The sequence below is a fragment of the Streptomyces sp. DG2A-72 genome, from assembly GCF_030499575.1.
In the GTDB taxonomy this organism is placed as follows: Bacteria; Actinomycetota; Actinomycetes; order Streptomycetales; family Streptomycetaceae; genus Streptomyces.
On the sequence record NZ_JASTLC010000001.1, the window covers coordinates 9228105 to 9248520 of the forward strand.

Genomic DNA, 20416 nt, shown 5'->3' on the forward strand with positions numbered 1-20416 from the left:
TCGTGGACACCGAAGAATTCCAGCTGCCCCGGTCGCGGCAGGCGAACGAGCGGCTGCACGCCATGATCCCCGGGGGCGGGCACACCTACGCCAAGGGCGACGACCAGTACCCCGAGAACCTGGCCCCGGTCATCAGCCACGGCCACGGTGCCCATGTGTGGGACATCGACGGCAACCGCTACATCGAGTACGGCTCCGGCCTGCGGTCGGTCAGCCTCGGCCACGCCCACCCACGCGTGATCGAGGCGGTGCGGCGGGAGCTCGACCGCGGCAGCAACTTCGTGAGGCCGTCCATCGTGGAGGTCGAGGCCGCGGAACGCTTCCTGGCCACGGTGCCGACCGCCGAGATGGTGAAGTTCGCGAAGAACGGTTCCGACGTCACCACCGCCGCGGTGCGCCTCGCCCGCGCCGTCACCGGGCGCCCACGGGTGGCCATCTGCGGCGACCACCCGTTCTTCTCGGTCGACGACTGGTTCATCGGCACCACGCCGATGTCGGCCGGTATTCCGGCGGCGACCACCGAGCTCACCGTGGCGTTCCCGTACGGGGACCTGGCCGCCACGGAGGAACTGCTCACCCGGTACCAGGACGAGGTCGCCTGCCTGATCCTCGAACCCGCCGGCCACATCGAGCCGCCGCCCGGCTACCTCGCCGGGCTGCGCGAGCTGGCCGACCGGCACGGCTGCGTACTGATCTTCGATGAGATGATCACCGGCCTCCGCTGGTCCGAGGCGGGCGCCCAGGGCCTGTACGGCGTCGTCCCCGACCTCTCCACGTTCGGCAAGGCGCTGGGCAACGGGTTCGCCGTCTCCGCGCTGGCCGGGCGCCGCGAGCTGATGGAGCGGGGCGGGCTGCGTCACCCCGGCGACCGGGTGTTCCTGCTGTCCACCACGCACGGTGCGGAAACACACTCCCTGGCCGCCGCGATGGCCGTGCAGACCACCTACGTCGAGGAGGGCATCACCGCGCGGCTGCACGCCCTCGGCGAGCGGTTGGCCGCCGGTGTCCGGGACGTTGCGGCGAGCATGGGCGTCGGCGATCACGTCGTCGTCCGGGGCCGGGCCAGCAACCTGGTCTTCGCCACCCTCGACGAAAGCCGGCAGCCGTCGCAGCAGTACCGCACCCTGTTCCTGCGCCAACTCCTCGCGGGCGGGGTACTGGCCCCGTCGTTCGTGGTGAGCAGCGCGCTCAGCGACGCCGACATCGACCGCACCGTGGAGGTGGTGGCCCAGGCATGTGCCGTGTACCGGAAGGCACTTGACGCCGCCGACCCCACGCCCTGGCTGGGCGGGCGGCCGGTGAAGCCCGTGTTCCGCCGCCTGGCGTGACGTGACGTGCCGTCAGCGACGCGCCCGCCGACCGGCGTCGGCCATCCGGTCGCCCTGCCGGTCGGCGATCCGGTCGACCAGCCACGCGGTCGCCGGTACCACCGCCAGCGCGGTGCACCAGCCGCCGAGGACGTCGGTCGGGTAGTGCGCGCCCAGCGCGACCTGCGCCCAGCCCATGGCGGCGCCGGCCACCAGCGCCGCGCCGAGCACGAGTGACGTGCCGGCCGTTCTGCCGAGGCCGGGCCGACCGGTCGCGAGCAGCGCGACCACGAGGGCGAGCCCGGTGAGGAAGGCGGTGTGCCCGCTCGGGTAGGACAGGTTGCCGTCGCCGTGGATGGTACGTCCCACCAGGTGCTTGAGCAGCCTCGCCGTCCCCACGGTCATACCGACGCCGACCACGACGAGCACCGCCGCACGAGGACGCCGAAGCAGCAGGCACCCCGTCACGGCGGCCACGACCAGCATCGCCGCTCCGGCGGGTTCCCCCAGGAAGTCCGTGGCCAGAGCGGCGTGCCGCCACGGCGGCCGCACAGTGTCCGCCGTCGGCTGGATGATCCACCTGTCCACCCTGCCGGGCTCGCCATCGCCGGCGTACAAGCCCCCGACCACGACGACCACCAGCGCGGCGAGGGCCGCGACCAGTCCGAGCCACGCTCGCAACGACGGGGGCAGCACCGCCGGCGCCGGACCGGTCACGCGCCCACCGCGTCCAGCATCCGCTCCTGCCAGGCGATCCAACGCCAGCCCCCCGTCGTGTCCGACCCACCCTCCAGCGACCACAACCGCCCGCGGACGCCCCCGGCGTGTGCAACCCTAACCAACGTCCACGGAGACATACGGCCATCTCAGTTTCAGCTGGCTGCCGAGGATGTCGAGAACGGCGTGACGGCTCCGTCCCAGGGGCAGAAGCGACCACCGTGGTCGCACGACCTCAGGAGGCCCACCATGACGAACGACCAGGTCACCGAGATCCTCAATCGCCCGCTGAGCCAGGAGATGCTGGCTCGTGACCTCTGCCGCCTGGCCTACGTGGCCAAGGACGGGACACCGCGGAACATCCCGATCGCCTTCGCCTGGAACGGCAAGGAGGTCGTGATGTGCACGTCGAAGAACGCCCCGAAGCTGGCTTCGCTCCGTCACAACCCGGCCGTCGCCATCACGATCGACACCGAGGTGCACCCGCCCAAGATCCTGCTCGTCCGCGGCACCGTTGAACTCGACGACGTCGACGGCATTCCCGAGGAGTACCTCGAGATGAACGGCTCGTACAAGATGACGGCCGAGCAACGGGTCGAGTGGGAGGCCGAGGTCCGCTCGCTCTACGACGGCATGGTCCGCATCGTGATGACGCCGACGTGGGCGAAGCTGATCGACTTCGAGACGACCTTGCCCAGCGCCGTCGAGGAACTCATCCAGCAGCGTGCGGAACGTCAGCAGCAGAGTGGCAACAGCGCGCGGTCCGAGGGGTGACCACCGACAACATGCAAAAACCTGTTGGTGGACGACGGCGACCACGGCTACTTTTCCGGAGGCCGTGCGAGAGGTCGTCCGGGAGCGCCGTTCAAGAGCACTCCCGAAAGGCACGACCATGCGATTCACTTCCGAACAGCGTCTGGACGACGGCGTCCTCGAACGCGAATTCACCCTCGGCGAGATCCCCGGCACCCTGTGGACGCCGGAATCCGCCGCACCGGCCCCGCTGATCCTGACGGCCAGTCGCGCCACTTCCGCGTCCACCTGTTCCCACATCTGCGCTCCCCGTTAGTCCTTGCACGTCATGGGACCGAATCGCGGAGCACTCTAGAAGCCCACGGAGCCCTGACCGCAGAGAAACGGGTGACTTGAGCGTTTTTGATCGATGGCCTGCTCAACTGAATACGCCAGGCGCCCAATTGCACCCTCGTTGCCCGCCGGTCGGTCACTTCGCCTGGGCGAGCCAGACCGCGTCGGGGCCGGCCGGGAAGCGGAGCTGGCCGGTCGTGTCGTGCACGGCTCGCCAGACCGTCTCGGAGACGTCGCTCTCCTCGGTGAAGACGTCCTGGCCCATGAAGCCGTCCATGGCCTTCTTCGCGAACGCCGCGTAGGGCGCAGGGACCAGTTCGTCCAGCGAGGCGCCGTTCGTCGCGTTGGCTGCGAAGTTCGTTGTCAGGCAGGCGCCCGGCTCGACCGTCTTCGCCTGCACACCGAACGGCGCGAGTTCGAGCGCGAGGGACGAGGTGAACCCCTCGATGGCCATCTTGCTCGCCTTGTAGACGGCCGAGAGCGGCATGTGTCCCAGCACCACGCTGGAGGTCACGTTGACCACCGCGCCGGAACCGCGCTCCCGGAACTGGGGCAGCACCGCCTGCGTTGTCGCCATCACACCGAAGGTGTTGGTCTCGAAGACCTCCCGTACGCGGGCCATTGGGGTGCCCTCGAACACGCTGATCGACGGGATGCCCGCGTTGTTGACCAGGGCGTCGATGGGCCCCGCCGCCTCGAACGCGGCGGTGATGGATTCGGGCTCGGTCACGTCGAGTCCGACGATGCGGAGCCGGTCCGACTCGGGGAGGACGTCCGGACGCGGGGTGCGCATCGTGGCGATGACGTTCCACCCCTGCGCGTGGAAGTGGAGGGCGGTCTCCCGCCCGTAGCCGGACGACGTGCCAGTGATCAGAACGGTCTTCATGCTGTGCCCCTTGCGATGAGGTGGGATCCGCGGAGCGACAGGCATTTTCCTGCTCCGCTGGAGAATCGGTGATCCCATTGAATCGCTCTGAACTGCTGAAATAGTAGACCTATCCTCGCTCTGCCTTGCACGATCCTCTTCCATCGCACAGCCGGCTCAGGGAAGGACGCTCACGGGGCTGCGTGCGGTGTCGCGCAGGCGGGCCGCGTCCTGGCTCGGGGGCGCCCCGAACTGGCGGCGGTACTCCCGGCTGAACTGTGAGGGGTTGTCATAGCCGACGCGCCGGCCGACGCCGGTGACATCACCCGGGTGGGTGGCGAGCAGCAGCCTGGCCTCCTGCAGCCGGATCTGCTTCTGGAACTGGATGGGGCTCATCGCGGTGACCGCCTGGAAGTTGCGGTAGAAGGCGGAGACGCTCATGCCGGACATGCGTGCCACGTCCTCGACCCGGAAGGGCTGCGCGTAGTGCTCGCGGATCCACCGCACGGCCCGGGAGACATGGCTGAGGCCGCTGTCGGCCAGGCCCAGCTGGCGAACCGTCGCCCCCTGCTCGCTGGTGATCAGGCGCCACAGGATCTCCCGCTTGACCAGCGGGGCCAGTACGGCGCGGTCGCGAGGTTCGTCGAGCAGGCGCAGCAGCCGGACCACCGCGTCGAGCAGCGCCGCTGACGCGTCGCTGACGGCAATGCCCGACGGCACGCCTGAGTCGGCGCGGGGGATGTCGCCGGGACCGGCCTGCAGCAGCAGTTCGGCCACGGCGGACGGCTCCAGCGTGAGACCGAAGCCGAGGGCCGGTCGCTCGGGTTCGACCTGGGTGAACTGCCCCGTGACGGGCAGGTCGACGGATGCGACCAGATACTGCCCGGCGCCGTATTCGTAGACCCGGTCGCCCAGCGCGAGGCGTTTGGCGCCCTGGGCGATGACCGCGAGCACCGTGCCGGACATGGAGGGCGCCGGGGGATCGGACCGGTCGACCTTCGAGATGAGGACGCCGTCGATGGCGGTGGTCCAGTCGGGGCGGGCATGCCGGGCCAGCAGGGTGCGGAGTTCTTCGAGACGCATGCCTCCATTGCAGCACCATCCCTGCGTCCGCTCTCCCGTGGCTGCGAGGATCGTGCAAGCACCAGCGAGTATCGTTCTAACATTTTCGCAGGTCAGACGCGTTCAATGGAATCACTTCACTCCCTCACCGAGAAGAAGGCATCCATGATCGCCGCCTTTGGCTTCAACGCCACCCTGACCGCCAGGCCCGGAATGGGCGACCGGCTGGTCGACCTGCTGCTGACCGGCCTGAACGAGGGCAGCCCCGGCGCGAGCGAACACTGCGTCGTCTACCTGGTCTCCCGTTCCGCGTCCGACCCCGACGTCGTCCACGTCACCGAGGGCTGGACCAGTGAGGAGGACCACCACCGGATCTTCGCCGGCGAGGCCGCCCAGGCCATCGTGGCGCGGATCGACGGGCTGTTGGCCAAGGAATCCGAGTACACCGACTACGTCCCGGTCCGTGGCAAGGCCGCTTTCTGAAGCCCTCGGGTCGAACCCGGCGTGCTGTCTCGGCACCTGCCGAGGCGGCCCCTTTCTCACCCGGCCCACCGGCACCACCTTGCGAAAGGCAGCAACCATGACCACGGCACGACCCGCCCTCGACCCCGAACTGCGTGAACTCCTCGCCGACATGCCTCTGATGTCCCAGCTCAACGCGGAAGTCCTCGCCCAACTGCGCCAGCTCCCCACGTCGCCCGTCGAGTCCCTTCTCGCACACCGGCAGGTCGAGCGGCGCGAGATCACCGTGTCCGCCAAGGACGGCGCCCAGATCGGCCTGTCAGTCCTCAGCCCCGCGCAGACCGATCGCACCACCCCCGCCGCACCCTGCATCTACTGGATCCACGGAGGCGGGATGGTCATGGGCGACCGGTTCTCACAGATCGACATCCCGCTGGAGTGGCTCGACCGGTTCGGTGCGGTCGTGGTCACCGTCGACTACCGGCTCGCACCGGAGGCCACCGGCACCACCCTGGTCGACGACTGCTATCAGGGCCTGCTCTGGATCGCCGAGCACGCCGACGAACTGGGCATCGACGCCGCCCGGATCGTCGTCGCGGGCGCCAGCGCGGGCGGCGGGCTCGCCGCCGGCGTCACCCTGCTGGCCCGCGATCTCGGCACCCCGGCGATCGCCGCGCAGATGCTGATCTGCCCCATGCTCGACCACCGCAACGCCACCATCTCCAGCCGCCAGTACTCCGGCGTTCCCGGTGTCTGGACCGGCGAGATGAACGCGTTCGGATGGCACGCCGTCCTCGGCGACCTCACCGACGAGGAGATACCCGCGTACGTCTCACCTGCCCTGGCCGACCTCTCGGGCCTGCCGACCACCTACATCGACACCGGCTCCGCCGAGGTCTTCCGCGACGAGGACACCGACTACGCCACCCGTATCTGGGCGGCCGGTGGCCAGGCCGAACTGCACGTCTGGGCGGGCGGCTTCCACGGCTTCGACGCGCTGTTCCCGCGGGCACGGATCTCGGCCACAGCCCGCCGCACCCGCACCGACTGGCTCGCCCGGCTCTTGTCCCTGCCTCGCGAGAGCGGGGGCGTCGGCTGATGGGGCCCCTCGTCAGTGCTGAGGGTGCGGTCCGGCCGCGGTGTCCGTTCCGGTGAACCGGGGCCGGTGGGCGCGGGGGCTCCTGGCGCGTCGGTGTGCTGTCGCGCGTATCGCCATGGCCAGGCCCACGCAGAAGATCAGCGCCAGCGCGAGGCCGGAGCAGAAGACGGCCAGGGTGTTCATGGTCGCGATGTCGTTGCCGAGGACGGACACGGTGTACTCAGGGCCGCCGGACAGGTTGTCGCCGATTGCGAGCCCGGTGAACGCAGCGGCGCCCGCGAGGAGGAGCAGTCCGATGAACAGCATCCGAGTCATCTCCTAAAGGAGCTGAAAGGAGCGTGAAAGGGCCTCAAGGGCACTTCGGTACTACGAGTACCCGTGGCTCGCCGTGACACACGGCCCTCAAGCCGTCGTCGTCGACCGCATCGCCACCCTGTTGATCACCCTGAGCGTGACACCGTCGTACCCGACGCCGCCGGCCGCCGGCACCAACCGCACCTACGTCTTCGGCTTCGACACCACCAGCGGTGACGGGGCGCTCGTCACCGGAGGCAGCGGTGGATCACAGACCTTCACGTCGATCGCCGAACCGGAGGCCCACCACCGCTGAGCCGGGCGTCGGATTCGGGGTCGTGAACCAGCCCGCAGTGTGCCCGAAACGCGTCGTACGTCAGCGAAGTCCCGTTCGCTATCCTGCCCGAGCCGACGTGGCGCAGGGTCCGGCGAAGTGAGGTCGGGGGATGAAAGCGATCGTCGTGGGGGCGGGCATCGGGGGACTGGCCGCGACGCTGAGCCTGCGCAGGGCCGGCTGCGAGGTCACACTCATCGAGCAGACGCCGCGGTTCACCGAGATCGGTGCCGGGATCCAGCTGGCGCCCAACGCGACGCGGGTGCTGCGCCGGCTGGGCCTGCTCGACGCGGTCGCCGCGCAGGCGGTCCGGCCTCCGTACGTGAGTTTCCGGACCTGGTCCGACGGGGCCGAGATCTGCCGCTTTCCGATCGGGCCGGAGGCCGAGAAGGAGTTCGGGGCGCCCTATCTGCAGATCCATCGGGCCGATCTGCACCAGGCGCTGGCGGACGCGGTGCCGGCCGAGTGCGTACGCCTGGACACCGTGGTCGTGGGGATCGATCAGGACGACACCGCCGCGTATGTGACGACCGGGAGCGGTGAGCGTCTGGCCGCGGACCTGGTCGTGGCCGCGGACGGGGTGCGGTCCCCGGCACGGCAGTGGCTCTTCGGCAAGGACGAGGCGGTCTTCTCCGGGACCGCCGCCTACCGGGCGCTGCTCCCGGCCGACAAGGTGGCCGATCTGGACCTGCCGGAGTACGCCGGCTGGTTCGGACCGGGCCGGCACTTAGTCCACTACTGGGTGCGTCCCGGCCAACTGCTCAACGTCGTGGGCGTGTTCGACACTCAGGCGCCCGCGCAGGAGTCGTGGACCGCGCAGGCGGAGCCGGGAGAGCAACTGCGCACCTTCGACGGGTGGGACCCCCGGCTGCTCAGCGTCCTCGAACGCGCGGGTCAGGTCTTCCGGTACGGCATCTACACCCGTGTCCCGCTGGAGAGATGGAGCCTTGGGCGGGTGACGTTGCTGGGCGACAGCGCCCATGCGATGGTGCCGTTCCTTGCCCAGGGCGCGGCACAGGCGATCATGGACGCGGCCGTGCTGGGCGACGTCCTCGCGGAGGCGACGCCGGCCGAGGTGCCCGAAGCGCTCGACCGGTATGTGCGGCGGCGGCTCACGACCGCCACGGGCGTGCAGGCCGGTTCCGCTCGTGCGGGCCGGGACTATCACCTGCCGGACGGCCCCGAGGCCGAGGCGCGGAACGCCCGCTGGGTGGCGTACGCGGCCGAGAACAGGTTCGGTCCTCATGCGGTCGCGTGGGGCGTCGACGTCTGAGCCATCCCACGGGAAAACGCTTGGACTCGGCCCGTCCGCCCGCGGGACACTACGGCTTCTGCCCTGTCCGTAGTGGCGCGGACATCGAGGCAAGGGCACCTCCTGACCGAGCACACGGCGGGCTGCCGTATGACACCACGGGGTTGAGATGGGATCGCCTGAATCGGGTGAGTTACGCCGGGCCAAGGGCTCGGTGCTGCTCGCCCTTCGTTACTACGGACGGGAGTTGTCCCGGCTGCGATGGCTGACGCTGCCCGCGATGCTGCTGCCGGCGCTGGGCAACATCGGCATCGGCTACCTCGCGCCGCTGGTCGTCGCGAAGCTGGTCGGCCGTATCGCCGGCGACACCGATGTCTCGCTCGGCTGGACACTGCCGTACGTCCTCGGCTTCGCCGGGGTCCTGCTGCTCGCGGAGACGCTCTGGCGCATCGGCCTGCACTGTCTGAACCGCGTTTCCGCCCGCAGCATCGAGCAGTTGTACGTGATCGGCATGGACGAGCTGTTCGCCAAGGACGCCGCGTTCTTCCACGACAACTTCGCCGGGGCGCTGACCAAGCGGGTCCTGAGCTTCGCCTCGCGCTTCGAGGATTTCATCGACACGCTGACGTTCCAGGTGGTGGGCAGCTTCGTGCCGCTGCTGTTCGGGGCGGTCGTGCTGTGGCGCTACGAACCCCTGCTCGTCCTCGGGCTGCTGGCGATGATCGCGTTGACGGCGCTGTGCGTGCTGCCGCTCATCCGCCGTCGGCAGGCGCTCGTCGACCAGCGCGAGGAGGCGATCGCCCGGGTGTCGGGCCATGTCGCCGACAGCCTGATGAACATGGACACCGTCCGGGCGTTCGCCGCCGAGGAACACGAGGCCGCCGAGCACCGGTCCCGGGTCGCCCGGTCGCGCCGGCTCACACTGCGGTCCTGGGACTACGGCAATCTGCGCATCGACACGCTGGTGGCGCCGATGTCCGTACTGACCAACGCACTCGGCCTGCTGGTCGCGGTCGCCCTCGCCGGGGGCACGCACGGCGTGGAGGCGGTCGTGGTCGCCTTCACGTACTACACGAACGCGACGCGGATCATGTTCGAGTTCAACCAGATCTACCGCCGTCTGGAGAGCTCGATGACGGAGGCCGCGCAGTTCACCGAACTGCTGCTGGTACGGCCGACCGTACTCGACCCGGTGGCTCCCGAGCCGGTGCGGCCCGGCGCCGCCGACGTCCGCTTCGAGCGGGTGACCTTCGCCCACGCGGGAGCGGAGCCGCTCTTCGAGCGCCTCGACCTGGCCGTGCCCAGCGGGACGAAGATCGGGCTCGTCGGCCGTTCCGGAGGCGGCAAGACCACACTCACCCGGCTGCTGCTGCGGATGACCGACATCGACGCCGGCCGGATCCTGGTCGGGGGACAGGACATCAGCCGGCTGCGCCAGGCCGACCTGCGCGGTCTGATGGCCTACGTGCCGCAGGACCCGGCGATGTTCCACCGCACCCTGCGGGACAACATCGCGTTCGCCCGGCCGGACGCCACCGAGGCCGAGATCCGGCGGGCGGCTCAGGCGGCGCATGTCACGGAGTTCGCCGACGCCCTGCCGCACGGCTTCGACACCCTGGTGGGCGAGCGCGGGATCAAGCTGTCCGGCGGACAGCGCCAGCGGGTCGCTCTCGCCCGGGCGATCCTGCGCGACGCGCCGATCCTGCTGCTCGACGAGGCGACCAGCGCCCTGGACTCCGAGAGCGAGATCCTCGTGCAGGAAGCGCTGTGGCGGCTCATGGAGGGGCGGACGGCGCTGGTGGTGGCCCACAGGCTGAGCACGGTCGCCACCATGGACCAGCTCGTCGTCCTCGACCGCGGACGGATCGTCGAGCAGGGCACGCACCAGGAACTGCTCGCGTCGGACGGGACGTACGCGAAGCTGTGGCAGCACCAGTCGGGCGGCTTCCTCGACGACACCGCCCCTGACTACAGCACGAGCCCCTGAGCGCAGCGGAAAAGCACGATGTCCAGGGCGGCCACGCGGGCAGCCCTGGACATCGTGATCAGAAGGCTCAGACGAGGTCGAACCGGTCCAGGTTCATGACCTTGTCCCACGCCGCGACGAAGTCCTTGACGAACTTCTCCTTCGCGTCGTCGCTCGCGTAGACCTCGGCGAGCGCACGCAGCTCCGAGTTGGAGCCGAAGACCAGGTTGGCACGGGTGCCGGTCCACTTGACCTCGCCCGTGGCGGCGTCGCTGCCCTCGAACGTGGTCTGGTCCTCGGAGGTCGACTTCCACGTCGTGCCCAGGTCGAGCAGGTTGACGAAGAAGTCGTTCGTCAGGACGCCCGGGGTCTCGGTGAGGACGCCGTGCTTCGACTGCTGGCTGTTCGCACCCAGGACACGGAGGCCACCGACGAGGGCCGTCATCTCGGGGGCGCTCAGGGTCAGCAGGTTCGCCCGGTCCAGCAGCAGGTACTCGGCGGGGAGGCGGCTGCCCTTGCCGAGGTAGTTGCGGAACCCGTCCGAGGTCGGCTCCAGCGCGGCGAACGACTCCGCGTCGGTGTGCTCCTCGGTCGCGTCGACACGGCCCGGCGTGAAGGGCACCTCGATGTCGAAGCCCGCGTCCTTGGTGGCCTTCTCGACGCCGGCGCAGCCGCCGAGGACGATCAGGTCGGCCAGGGAGACCTTCTTGGCGCCGGAGTTGAACTCACCCTGGATCGACTCGAGGGTGCGCAGCACCGTCGCGAGCTGGTCGGGGTCGTTCGCCTCCCACGTGCGCTGCGGCTCCAGGCGGATACGCGCGCCGTTGGCGCCGCCGCGCTTGTCGCTGCCGCGGTAGGTCGAGGCCGACCCCCACGCGGTGGAGACCAGCTCGGAGACCGACAGGCCCGAGTCGAGGAGCTTGGCCTTGAGCGCCGCGATGCCGGCGGCGTCGATGACCTCACCCTCCGCCTGCGGCAGCGGGTCCTGCCACAGCAGCGTCTCCTGCGGGACCTCCGGGCCGAGGTACAGCGACTTCGGGCCCATGTCGCGGTGGGTCAGCTTGTACCAGGCGCGGGCGAAGGCGTCCGCGAACTGGTCGGGGTTCTCGTGGAAGCGGCGCGAGATCTGCTCGTAGACCGGGTCGAAGCGCAGCGAGAGGTCCGTGGTGAGCATCGTGGGCAGACGCTTCTTCGACGGGTCGTGCGCGTCGGGGATGATCGCTTCGGCGTCCTTGGCCACCCACTGCTTGGCGCCGGCCGGGGACTCGGACAGCTCCCACTCGTAGCCGAAGAGGATGCTGAAGAAGTCGTTGCTCCACTGGGTGGGCTTGGTGGTCCAGGTGACCTCCAGGCCGGAGGTGATGGCGTCGCCGCCCTTGCCCGTGCCGTAGGTGCTCCTCCAGCCCAGGCCCTGCTCCTCCATGGAGGCGGCCTCGGGGTCGTTGCCGACGTGGTCGGCCGGGCCGGCGCCGTGGGTCTTGCCGAAGGTGTGACCACCGGCGATGAGGGCGACGGTCTCCTCGTCGTTCATCGCCATGCGGCGGAACGTCTCGCGGATGTCGCGGGCCGCGGCGATCGGGTCCGGGTTGCCGTTCGGGCCCTCCGGGTTGACGTAGATCAGGCCCATCTGGACCGCGCCGAGCGGGTTCTCCAGCTCACGGTCGCCGGTGTAGCGCTGGTCGTCGAGCCAGGTGGTCTCGGGACCCCAGTAGACGTCCTCCTCCGGCTCCCAGACGTCCTCACGGCCGCCGGCGAAGCCGAAGGTCTTGAAGCCCATCTGCTCCAGGGCGACATTGCCGGTGAGGATCATGAGGTCGGCCCAGGAGATGGACTGGCCGTACTTCTTCTTGACCGGCCACAGCAGACGGCGGGCCTTGTCCAGGTTGCCGTTGTCCGGCCAGCTGTTGAGCGGGGCGAAGCGCTGCTGGCCGGCACCGGCGCCGCCGCGGCCGTCGCTGATGCGGTAGGTGCCGGCGCTGTGCCAGGCCATACGGATCATCAGCGGGCCGTAGTTGCCGAAGTCCGCCGGCCACCAGTCCTGCGAGGTCGTGAGCACCTCGGCGATGTCCCGCTTCACGGCCGCGAGGTCGAGGCTCTGGAAGGCCTCGGCGTAGTCGAACTCCTCGCCGAGCGGGTTCGCCACGGCGGGGTTCTTGGCCAGGATCTTCAGATTGAGCCGGTCCGGCCACCACTGGCGGTTGCCGCCGCCCTGAGTCGGGTGCGCCGCGCGCTGGTGCGCGACCGGGCAGCCACCTACGCCCTCCGCCTTGGGGTCGGTGACGATTGCATCAGGGTTCTCAGCCATGGGAATCCTTCCGGACTTGCTGGATCTTCGGTGCTCAGGAACTGCGTGGGGTGGAACAGTCGGGGCACTGGCCCCAGTAGATGACCTCGGCCTCGTCGATCGAGAAGCCGTGGTCGTCGGACGCGGTCAGGCACGGTGCCTCGCCCATCGCACAGTCGACGTCGGCGACGGCACCGCACGACCGGCAGATGACGTGGTGGTGGTTGTCCCCGACACGTCCCTCGTACCGGGCCGGGCTGCCGGCCGGTTCGATACGCCGGATGAGGCCCGCCCCGGTCAGTGCGTGGAGGCCCTCGTACACGGCTTGAAGGGAGACATGGCCGACGCGGTCACGGACTCCGGAGGCGATCGCCTCGACACCGAGATGGTCGCCGTGCCGGACGGTCTCGAGCAGCGCGGCACGGGCCGCCGTCACCCGCAGGCCGGCACCGCGCAGCTCCTCGGCCGTGGTCGGAGTCTCGGATGCGGTCATGCCGCAGAACCTATCCTCAAGAACACGAACGATTCAAGAAAACGACTGATTCTAATTTCGTGTCGTGTCGGGGCACGGTGGTGGACGGGCTCGCGAGGGACAAGCATGGGGCGGGAGACCCGGCACGACAACAGTGAGGAGAGCCGCGATGACGACGACCGGAAACCTGCCCGAAGTGGTGTCCCGCGAGGAGTGGCTGGCCGCCCGCAAGACGCTGCTGGCCGAGGAGAAGGAGCTGACCAGGGCGCGCGACCGGCTCAACGCCGACCGCCGGCGACTGCCGATGGTCCGCGTCGACAAGCCGTACACCTTCGAGGGCCCGGACGGGACGGTCGGCCTGCTCGACCTGTTCGAGGGCCGGCCGCAGCTGGTCATGCATCACTTCATGTGGATCTACGACATCGACGCCGACGGCACGGAGCACCCCCGTGACCACGGCTGCTCCAGCTGCTCCTCCGCCGCCGACCAGATCCCCGCCCGGCTGCGTCAGCTGCACGTCCGGAACACCACGCTGGTCGCGGTGTCCAGGGCGCCGTACGCCAAGATCGCCGCGTACCGCGACCGGATGGGCTGGACGTTCCCCTGGTACTCCTCGGCGGGCAGCGACTTCAACTACGACTTCCACACCACCCTCGACGAGCGCGTGGCGCCGGTGCTGCTCGGCTACCGCACCGAGGCCGAGCTCGCCGCCGTGGGAATGCCGTGGGAGGCGAGCTGGCGGGGCGACTATCCGGGCATCAGCGCGTTCCTCCGCGTCGACGACGAGGTCTTCCACACCTACTCCACCTTCGGCCGCGGCATCGAGGAGTTCCACAACTGCGACAACTACCTCGACCTCACCCCGCTCGGCCGCCAGGAACCCTGGGAGGAGCCGAAGGGCCGCGCGGTCCCACTCGGCCTGGAGGTCGGGGGCCCGGCGATGCGGCTCCCGGACGAGTACGACGTCTGACTCACCGTGGTGATCGAGGTCCCGGCGCCAGTCCCCCCGCGACCAGGCGCCCGACTGTGGGCGCGCCCCGAAGGGGCGCGGGGCTGTATCGATTTGCGGCTCCGCCGCGTGGGCGCGACCAGCCACGACGAGCCCGCAGACAGCCAACGGCCCATCGCGGCAATTCCGGCGGCGCGCGCCGCACGCACCACCCCCGCGCCGACGATGACGACGGACACGACCGCTCAGCTCACGCAGCCCACATGTGCCAGTGCCTGCTTCAGGAGGACCCCCTGCCCGCCCGGCATGTCGTTCTGCACTGCCGGTGACAGGGCCTCCTGGGGGCTGAACCAGACGAGGTCGAGGGCGTCCTGGCGGGGGCGGCAGTCGCCGGTGACCGGGACGACGTAGGCGAGGGACACCGCGTGCTGACGGGGGTCGTGGTAGGGCGTGATGCCCTGGGTGGGGAAGTACTCGGCGACCGTGAAGGGCTGGAGGGACGTCGGGACGCGGGGCAGCGCCACCGGGCCGAGGTCCTTCTCCAGGTGGCGCAGAAGGGCGTCCCGGACCCGCTCGTGGTGCAGGACACGGCCGGAGACCAGCGACCGGCTGACCGTTCCGTCGGGTCCGATGCGCAGCAGCAGGCCGATGCTGCTGACTTCGCCGCTGTCGTCGACGCGCACGGGCACGGCCTCGACGTACAGGATCGGCATGCGGGCGCGCGCCATCTCGAGCTCATCGGCGGACAGCCAACCGGGCGTGGTTTCGGTCATGTCAGACATTGCTTGATCATACTTTCAGGAGTTGGCGGAAAACCGGTAGACCCGGCGGGCGTTGTCCCGCCCGGCCCAACGGGCGGCACGCAGCGCGTCCGGCAGACTCAGCTCGTCGGCGTCCACCCGGTCCTGCAGCAGCCCGGCCAGCCCCTGCCGGAAGGCCACCGCGCCGAGCAGGTAGAACTCGGCCAGACCATAGGCGTCGGAGCTGTACAGCAGCTTGCGGTACGGAGTGATTTCCAGGGCCTCCTCCAGGACCGCCCGGGCCCGGACCGGCCCGACGTGGTGCAGGGTCAGCCCCACATCGAGGTACACCTGCTCGAACACCGCGGCCAGATAGGCGGCCTGCCGCTGGTACGGCCAGCAGTGCAGCAGGAGGACGGGGATCGTGCCCTTCGTCAGGTGCAGCCAGTCGGTCAGGAGGGCAGGGTCCGCCCGATGCAGACGGATGTCGTCGTCGCCGAAGCCCGTGTGCAGTTGGAGCGGCAGCCCCAGCTCCACGGCAGTCCACAGCAGATGCCGTACGAGAGCGGGGTGCGCGAGTCGGCCACCTGCGCCGAGCCATTGACGGGCCGCCTCGGTGACCTCCGCGTCCGTGGGGCGGGCCGGATTCAGGTCGAAGCCGGTGCGATAGGCGGCGACAGACTTCACGGCCACCACGCCCGGACGTCGTACCGCCGACTCCGCCGCCGCTCGGAACATGCGCGCGTACTCGTCCGGTTCCACCCCCTCGGCCGCGACCGCCTCAGCGACGGATTCCAGTCGTACGACCTCGAAGGCGTCCGCGTCCGCCGCCTCCGCCAGCTCCGCCGGAGTGGTCAGCCGGGCCGGGGTGTAGCCGGTGTCGACACAGAACACCTCCGTCCGCGCGGCCGTGAGGAAGCGGCGGTTCACGTCGCACGCGCCCAGCTCCGTGCGCCGGGCCAGGTACGCGTCGGCGGGTGCGTGCCGGGGCAGGTCGAGGAGGGGAGCGCAGTGGCGGCGGACGGCCGTGCCGACGGGTGTGTCGAATGTCGAGATGCCCGGCCAGGTGTCGCCTTCGGTGAGCAGGGACTCGAAGCTCTCGCGATCGAGATCGGCCGTGGTGACGCCGTGGCAGTGATGGTCGAACAGGGGCAGCGCGGCCAACTCGTCCTGGACGGCGCCCATGTCAGTACTTCCAGCGGTACGCCGCCGCGATCCGCTCGTCGTCCAGTCCGGCGACGGCCGCGATCTCCCCGAGGCGTACGGCGGTCACCGCGTCGGCGAGGACCGGGCCCAGGGCGGTGCGCAGCCGTTCGTCCTCGCGGAACTCCTCGACCGACTCCGCCAGCGAGGTGGGCAGCCGGCGCACCGCCTCGCCCAGGCGTGCCGGGTCGCCGGTGATCTCCTCGGGCAGGGGCGCCGACGACGTCACTCCGTCCAGTCCGGCCGCGATCAGGCAGCCGAGGGCGAGATACGGGTTGGCGGCCAGGTCGACCGGCTTGACCTCGAGGTTCGCCGCCTGGTCGCGCAGGCCTGCCGTACCGGTGACGACGCGTACCGCCGCCTCGCGGGTCTCGTGGCCCCAGGTGGTGAACACCCCGGCCCACTGGGAGGGTTTGAGCCGCAGATGGCTCGCCGGGCTCGGGGCGGTGACGGCCGTGAGGGCGGGCAGGTGGGTGAGGATCCCGGCCGCGAAGGACTCCGCCTCGGCCGTCATGCCGTACCGGCCCGCGCCGCCGGAGTGCAGGTTCGCGCCGTCGCGCCAGCCGGAGAGGTGGATGTGGCCGCCGTTGCCGACGCCCTGCGCGGACACGGCCGGGGCGAAGGAGACGACCAGCCCGTGGCGCTGCGCCACCGCCCGGACGGTCTGCCGCACCAGCACACTGCGGTCGGCCGCCGCCACCGGGTCGAGCGCGCCCACCGAGATCTCGAACTGCCCTGCCGCGTACTCGGGATGGAGCTGCTCGACGTCCACGCCCTGCGCCGCGCACGCCGCCAGCAGGTCGGCCGTGTAGTCGCTCAACTCCACCTGCCGGACCGCCCCGTACGCCGGACCGGACACCGCGGGCACGAACTCCCCGTCCGCCGTGGGCCCCCGGCCCACCGCCCACTCGATCTCGACCGCCGCCCGGAAGGTGATGCCGTGCCGCTCGGCCGCGTCGGCGACGATCCGGCGCAGGAAGGTGCGGCTGCATGCGGGATGCCGCTCGCCGTCCTGGGTGATCCGGTCGACCGGCGCCCACGCCCAGCCGGGCTGTCCGGCCAGGGCGACCAGTTGGTCCAGGTCGGGGTAGAGACGCAGATCGCCGTCGGGCGAGCCGAGGACGTCGGTGGAGACGATGGAGTCGTCGGCCAGGAACGTGTCGAAGACCGGCGACATGCCGACGCCCCAGGCCGCCGCGGAGGCGAGCTTGGCGGTGGGGACTGCCTTCACCCGCCCGATGCCCGCCGTGTCGACGTAGGCCAGGACGACGCCGTGCACACCCCGGCCGGACAGCTCACCGCTCAGCGCGGTGGCCCGTTCGACATCCCCGGGACGCCCTCCGGGGACGGGGTCGGCAAGGGTGGTCATACGTCCTCCTCGGCGGACTCGGCGGCTAAACGCTCCGCTGAAGGCCGGTGCGTCACGTGCGGGTCCGGTTGTGGCTGGTCGCGCCCACGCGGCGGAGCCGCATATTGATACAGCCCCGCGCCCCTTCGGGGCGCTACCGAACTTCGCTAGACCGGTCTTGGGGCAGGGGTTTCACGGCCACCGCGCCGAACTGCGGTACCGCGGCGGGCAGGCCGGGCCCTGCGCGCCACTGGGAGCACGGCACCATGCCCGGGTCGAGCAGTTCCAGTCCGTCCAGGAAGGCGGCTATGTCTGCGCGGCTGCGGGCCGTGATCGGCGGGGTGGCGTTCTCGTTCCAGAACTTCATCGCCGGGATCTGGCCCTCGCCGCCCAGGTCCGCGTCGAAGGTGGGGTGCGTCAGGACCAGGAAGCTGCCGGAGGGGACGGCCTCCATGACGCGGCTCACGATGTGCCGCGCCTTGTCGGTGTCCAGCACGAAGTTGAGGATGCCCAGCATCATCACGGCGACGGGACGGGTGAAGTCGAGGTTCCGCGCGGCGCGTTCCAGGATCGCGTCCGGGTCGTGCACGTCCGCGTCGATGTAGTCGGTGACGCCCTCGGGGGTGCCGGTCAGCAGTGTGCGGGCATGGGCGAGCACGATCGGGTCGTTGTCGACGTACACGATCCGTGCCTCGGGCGCGATGCGCTGGGCGATCTCATGGGTGTTCTCGGCCGTCGGCAGCCCGGTGCCGATGTCGAGGAACTGCCGTACTCCACGCTCACCGGCGAGGAACCGCACGGCACGGCCGAGGAATTCACGGTCCGCGCGGGCGATGTCCCGGATCACCGGGAACATGGTCGCCACGTGCTCGCCGACCTGCTGGTCGACCTCGTAGTTGTCCTTGCCGCCGATCCAGTAGTTCCACACGCGCGCGTTGTGCGCCACTGCGGTGTTCAGCCTCGGCGACCCGCCCGGCGGGGTGTGGCTCTCGCTCAACTCTGCTCCTTCGCGCGCCCGCGGCCGTCGCCGCCATTGTGCCGTCCGATGATCAGCATGTCCCGGAAACGGCCTCAGCAGAAGAGCGCGTGGCATGGCCGGAGAGGGAGATCGGCCGAGCTCGCCCCCGAGGCATCTTGCTACCGGTGAGTACCCCGGCCGTGTGACGCGTGCGGCGCCTGAGGTAGGGTCCCCTGCGATCCGCAACCACTCACAGGCTGCAGACCGCTACAGGCGGTGTCGAAGGGGGCGGCAGCATCATGGAATTCCATCTGGTCGAGGAGGAGCCGGCGCGGGGCGGTGCACGGCTGGAAGCCCTGGCCCCGGAACCCCTGCTGACACGGGACTACGAGACCCGGCCCGCGCTCGTCTACGAACGGCTGCGCGAACGCCACGGCCCGGTCGCCCCGGTCGACCTGCTGGGCGTGCCCGCATGGCTGGTGCTGGGCTACCGCGAGTCGCTCCAGGTGCTGCACGACGACGCCGGCTGGCCGAAGGGCCTGGAGAACTGGCGGGCCCGGTCGGAGGGCCGGGTGCCCGCGGACTGGCCGCTGGCGCCCTCCCTCGAGGTCAACCACGTGCTGATCCAGGGCGGCTCGGGGCACCGCCGGCTGCGCAGCGCCTGGGACGGCGCCCTGCGGCCGTTCCAGGACCCGCGCCAACCGCAGGCCAAGCGGCTGAAGGCGGCCGTCACGACCTACGCCGACGAGCTGATCACCCTGCTCGGACAGGGCGGCGGCACGGGCCTGGCCGACCTGTCGGCGCAGTTCTCCCGCCCGCTGCCGCTGATGGCGGCGAGTCATCTGCTCGGCTTCCCCGGCTCGCAGGGCGACGACGCCCTGATGGACATGTGGCGGGTGCTGGACGCGGGCCCGGACGCCGAACCCGCCCTGGCCCGGCTGCTGCGGACGCTCACCGAACTGGCCGCCGCCAAGCGGGAGCAACGGGGCGACGACTTCCCCTCCCTGCTGCTGGCCGCCGACCCGGACCTCTCGGTCGACGAGCTCGCCCGCGAGCTGTTCATGCTGCTCGGCATGACCTCCGACCACGTCGGCATCCTCATCTCCAACACCGTCGTCGAGGTGATCTCCGGAGAACGCGAGGGAGGAGTGCGCGCCGTCCTGTCCGCAGGGATGATCCGGGAGACCATGAACCGGGTGGTCATGCGCAAGCCGCCGCTGGTCAACTTCGTGCCGAGGTTCGCGGCCGCGGACACCCGGCTCGGGAACTACACCATCCACGCCGGTGACCCCGTGTGGGTCTCCTCCGCCGCCGCGCACGCCGACCCCGTGTTCGCCGGACAGACGGCACCGGGCTCCTCCACCATCAGCAGCCGCGCGCATCTGTCCTGGGGAGCGGGCCCGCGCCAGTGCCCGGCCCGTGAGCTGGCGTCGACGATCGCGGCGGCGGGCGTGAGCCGCGTCTTCGAACGCTTCGCCCACCTGGAGCTGGCGCTGCCGGTCGACCAACTGCCATGGCGCTCCTCGCCGTTCATGCGAGGGCTGCGCTCGCTGCCCGTGCGCTACGAACTCGCTGAGCAGGCACCGCCGCGTTATGTGCCGGCGGCGGTGACTCCGGAGGCCGCGGCGCCCGAGGCGGACGTACCGGACCAGGCCACCCGTCGGCGGTCGTCGCTGTGGCGGTACCTGACGGGGCTGATCCGCCCGGGCGGCTGACGCCGGTCACGAGCCGGGCTGCACCTGCCCGCTCTGCCAGGCCCAGACGGCGATCTCCACCCGGTTCCGAGCGTTCAGCTTGAGCTGGATGCTGGACAGGTGGGTCTTGACCGTGGACAGGGACACATACAGTTCGGCGGCGATCTCGGCGTTGGCGCGGCCCAGGGCGACCAGGCGGACCACGTCGAGCTCGCGGTCGGTGAGGGGTTCCGGCAGCGGCGCGGCGCGGGGCGGGGCGACCGCCCCCTGGGCCGATCGGCCGATCCCCTGCCGCGGGCGCACGCCCCACCGTGATCGGTATGA

19 protein-coding genes and 2 pseudogenes are annotated in these 20416 nt (G+C 70.5%); 10 read left to right on the forward strand and 11 right to left on the reverse strand.

Going from position 1 to position 20416, the window contains the following annotated elements:
• Positions 1-2 precede the first annotated feature (2 nt).
• Positions 3-1328, forward strand: coding sequence for a glutamate-1-semialdehyde 2,1-aminomutase (locus QQY66_RS43785; RefSeq protein ID WP_301986011.1), 1326 nt, complete (start codon positions 3-5; stop codon positions 1326-1328).
• A gap of 12 nt (positions 1329-1340) precedes the next feature.
• Here QQY66_RS43785 and QQY66_RS43790 read toward each other — a convergent pair whose 3' ends face one another.
• A complete protein-coding gene (locus QQY66_RS43790) occupies positions 1341-2024 on the reverse strand; it encodes a phosphatase PAP2 family protein (RefSeq protein WP_301986012.1) in 684 nt (227 codons plus the stop codon).
• A gap of 249 nt (positions 2025-2273) precedes the next feature.
• On the opposite strand from QQY66_RS43790, the gene QQY66_RS43795 reads away from it, so the two are divergent.
• Positions 2274-2798 (forward strand): pyridoxamine 5'-phosphate oxidase family protein, encoded by a 525-nt coding sequence (locus QQY66_RS43795; protein WP_301986014.1) that lies wholly within the window; start codon positions 2274-2276, stop codon positions 2796-2798.
• Positions 2799-2916: 118 nt separating this feature from the next.
• Positions 2917-3042 (forward strand): annotated as a pseudogene (locus QQY66_RS43800) (alpha/beta hydrolase); the annotation flags it as partial.
• Between the two features lie 204 nt (positions 3043-3246).
• Here QQY66_RS43800 and QQY66_RS43805 read toward each other — a convergent pair.
• Positions 3247-3996: an SDR family oxidoreductase gene (locus QQY66_RS43805; RefSeq protein WP_301986015.1), complete on the reverse strand. Its 750-nt coding sequence runs from the start codon at positions 3994-3996 to the stop codon at positions 3247-3249.
• Between the two features lie 156 nt (positions 3997-4152).
• Complete coding sequence (locus tag QQY66_RS43810; RefSeq protein WP_301986016.1) at positions 4153-5058, reverse strand: AraC family transcriptional regulator; 906 nt, start codon at positions 5056-5058, stop codon at positions 4153-4155.
• A gap of 144 nt (positions 5059-5202) precedes the next feature.
• Here QQY66_RS43810 and QQY66_RS43815 point away from each other — a divergent pair, with 144 nt between their 5' ends.
• Together QQY66_RS43815 and QQY66_RS43820 are read left to right on the forward strand one after the other, a co-directional pair.
• Complete coding sequence (locus QQY66_RS43815) at positions 5203-5520, forward strand: putative quinol monooxygenase (protein ID WP_301986018.1); 318 nt, start codon at positions 5203-5205, stop codon at positions 5518-5520.
• 97 nt (positions 5521-5617) lie between these two features.
• Entirely contained in the window at positions 5618-6598 is a 981-nt protein-coding gene (locus QQY66_RS43820) for an alpha/beta hydrolase (RefSeq protein ID WP_301986019.1), read from the forward strand.
• A gap of 12 nt (positions 6599-6610) precedes the next feature.
• Here QQY66_RS43820 and QQY66_RS43825 read toward each other — a convergent pair whose 3' ends face one another.
• Positions 6611-6904 carry a hypothetical protein gene (locus QQY66_RS43825; protein ID WP_301986020.1) on the reverse strand — a complete coding sequence of 98 codons (294 nt, stop codon included), beginning with the start codon at positions 6902-6904 and terminating at the stop codon, positions 6611-6613.
• An 82-nt stretch (positions 6905-6986) separates the two neighbouring features.
• Here QQY66_RS43825 and QQY66_RS43830 point away from each other — a divergent pair, with 82 nt between their 5' ends.
• From QQY66_RS43830 to QQY66_RS43840, 3 genes are all read left to right on the forward strand, one after another.
• Positions 6987-7208 (forward strand): hypothetical protein, encoded by a 222-nt coding sequence (locus tag QQY66_RS43830; RefSeq protein WP_301986021.1) that lies wholly within the window; start codon positions 6987-6989, stop codon positions 7206-7208.
• Positions 7209-7338: 130 nt separating this feature from the next.
• A complete protein-coding gene (locus tag QQY66_RS43835) occupies positions 7339-8499 on the forward strand; it encodes an FAD-dependent monooxygenase (RefSeq protein WP_301986023.1) in 1161 nt (386 codons plus the stop codon).
• Positions 8500-8647: 148 nt separating this feature from the next.
• Positions 8648-10465, forward strand: a complete 1818-nt coding sequence (locus QQY66_RS43840) for an ABC transporter ATP-binding protein (protein WP_301986025.1) — start codon at positions 8648-8650, stop codon at positions 10463-10465.
• Positions 10466-10532: 67 nt separating this feature from the next.
• Here QQY66_RS43840 and katG read toward each other — a convergent pair whose 3' ends face one another.
• The gene (gene katG, locus QQY66_RS43845; RefSeq protein ID WP_301986026.1) at positions 10533-12749 is read right to left on the reverse strand and encodes a catalase/peroxidase HPI; all 2217 of its coding nucleotides are present in this window, start codon (positions 12747-12749) and stop codon (positions 10533-10535) included.
• Between the two features lie 34 nt (positions 12750-12783).
• Positions 12784-13221, reverse strand: coding sequence for a Fur family transcriptional regulator (locus tag QQY66_RS43850; RefSeq protein ID WP_301986027.1), 438 nt, complete (start codon positions 13219-13221; stop codon positions 12784-12786).
• A 148-nt stretch (positions 13222-13369) separates the two neighbouring features.
• Here QQY66_RS43850 and QQY66_RS43855 point away from each other — a divergent pair, with 148 nt between their 5' ends.
• Positions 13370-14170 carry a DUF899 domain-containing protein gene (locus tag QQY66_RS43855; protein ID WP_301986029.1) on the forward strand — a complete coding sequence of 267 codons (801 nt, stop codon included), beginning with the start codon at positions 13370-13372 and terminating at the stop codon, positions 14168-14170.
• A 224-nt stretch (positions 14171-14394) separates the two neighbouring features.
• Here the strand turns inward: QQY66_RS43855 and QQY66_RS43860 are convergent, their stop codons facing one another.
• The 4 genes from QQY66_RS43860 to QQY66_RS43875 form a co-directional block, all read right to left on the reverse strand.
• Positions 14395-14931, reverse strand: a complete 537-nt coding sequence (locus QQY66_RS43860; RefSeq protein WP_301986030.1) for an NUDIX hydrolase family protein — start codon at positions 14929-14931, stop codon at positions 14395-14397.
• 15 nt (positions 14932-14946) lie between these two features.
• On the reverse strand, positions 14947-16074 hold the full coding sequence (locus tag QQY66_RS43865; protein ID WP_301986031.1) for an amidohydrolase family protein: 1128 nt from the start codon (positions 16072-16074) through the stop codon (positions 14947-14949).
• A gap of 1 nt (position 16075) precedes the next feature.
• Positions 16076-17461, reverse strand: a complete 1386-nt coding sequence (locus QQY66_RS43870; RefSeq protein ID WP_301986032.1) for a glutamine synthetase family protein — start codon at positions 17459-17461, stop codon at positions 16076-16078.
• 133 nt (positions 17462-17594) lie between these two features.
• The gene (locus QQY66_RS43875; RefSeq protein ID WP_301986033.1) at positions 17595-18437 is read right to left on the reverse strand and encodes an SAM-dependent methyltransferase; all 843 of its coding nucleotides are present in this window, start codon (positions 18435-18437) and stop codon (positions 17595-17597) included.
• A 260-nt stretch (positions 18438-18697) separates the two neighbouring features.
• Here QQY66_RS43875 and QQY66_RS43880 point away from each other — a divergent pair, with 260 nt between their 5' ends.
• The gene (locus tag QQY66_RS43880) at positions 18698-20113 is read left to right on the forward strand and encodes a cytochrome P450 (RefSeq protein ID WP_301986034.1); all 1416 of its coding nucleotides are present in this window, start codon (positions 18698-18700) and stop codon (positions 20111-20113) included.
• Positions 20114-20119: 6 nt separating this feature from the next.
• Here the strand turns inward: QQY66_RS43880 and QQY66_RS43885 are convergent.
• Positions 20120-20323, reverse strand: a pseudogene (locus tag QQY66_RS43885) (response regulator transcription factor); the annotation flags it as partial.
• Positions 20324-20416: the final 93 nt, after the last annotated feature.

What these genes read in the sequence shown, in the direction of transcription:
- QQY66_RS43795 (WP_301986014.1), top strand. Translation starts at nt 2,274, where the DNA reads ATGACGAACGACCAGGTCACCGAGATCCTCAATCGCCCGCTGAGCCAG.
- QQY66_RS43805 (WP_301986015.1), bottom strand. Translation starts at nt 3,996, where the DNA reads ATGAAGACCGTTCTGATCACTGGCACGTCGTCCGGCTACGGGCGGGAG.
- QQY66_RS43810 (WP_301986016.1), bottom strand. Translation starts at nt 5,058, where the DNA reads ATGCGTCTCGAAGAACTCCGCACCCTGCTGGCCCGGCATGCCCGCCCC.
- QQY66_RS43815 (WP_301986018.1), top strand. Translation starts at nt 5,203, where the DNA reads ATGATCGCCGCCTTTGGCTTCAACGCCACCCTGACCGCCAGGCCCGGA.
- QQY66_RS43820 (WP_301986019.1), top strand. Translation starts at nt 5,618, where the DNA reads ATGACCACGGCACGACCCGCCCTCGACCCCGAACTGCGTGAACTCCTC.
- QQY66_RS43825 (WP_301986020.1), bottom strand. Translation starts at nt 6,904, where the DNA reads ATGCTGTTCATCGGACTGCTCCTCCTCGCGGGCGCCGCTGCGTTCACC.
- QQY66_RS43835 (WP_301986023.1), top strand. Translation starts at nt 7,339, where the DNA reads ATGAAAGCGATCGTCGTGGGGGCGGGCATCGGGGGACTGGCCGCGACG.
- QQY66_RS43840 (WP_301986025.1), top strand. Translation starts at nt 8,648, where the DNA reads ATGGGATCGCCTGAATCGGGTGAGTTACGCCGGGCCAAGGGCTCGGTG.
- katG (WP_301986026.1), bottom strand. Translation starts at nt 12,749, where the DNA reads ATGGCTGAGAACCCTGATGCAATCGTCACCGACCCCAAGGCGGAGGGC.
- QQY66_RS43850 (WP_301986027.1), bottom strand. Translation starts at nt 13,221, where the DNA reads ATGACCGCATCCGAGACTCCGACCACGGCCGAGGAGCTGCGCGGTGCC.
- QQY66_RS43855 (WP_301986029.1), top strand. Translation starts at nt 13,370, where the DNA reads ATGACGACGACCGGAAACCTGCCCGAAGTGGTGTCCCGCGAGGAGTGG.
- QQY66_RS43860 (WP_301986030.1), bottom strand. Translation starts at nt 14,931, where the DNA reads ATGTCTGACATGACCGAAACCACGCCCGGTTGGCTGTCCGCCGATGAG.
- QQY66_RS43865 (WP_301986031.1), bottom strand. Translation starts at nt 16,074, where the DNA reads ATGGGCGCCGTCCAGGACGAGTTGGCCGCGCTGCCCCTGTTCGACCAT.
- QQY66_RS43870 (WP_301986032.1), bottom strand. Translation starts at nt 17,461, where the DNA reads ATGACCACCCTTGCCGACCCCGTCCCCGGAGGGCGTCCCGGGGATGTC.
- QQY66_RS43880 (WP_301986034.1), top strand. Translation starts at nt 18,698, where the DNA reads ATGGAATTCCATCTGGTCGAGGAGGAGCCGGCGCGGGGCGGTGCACGG.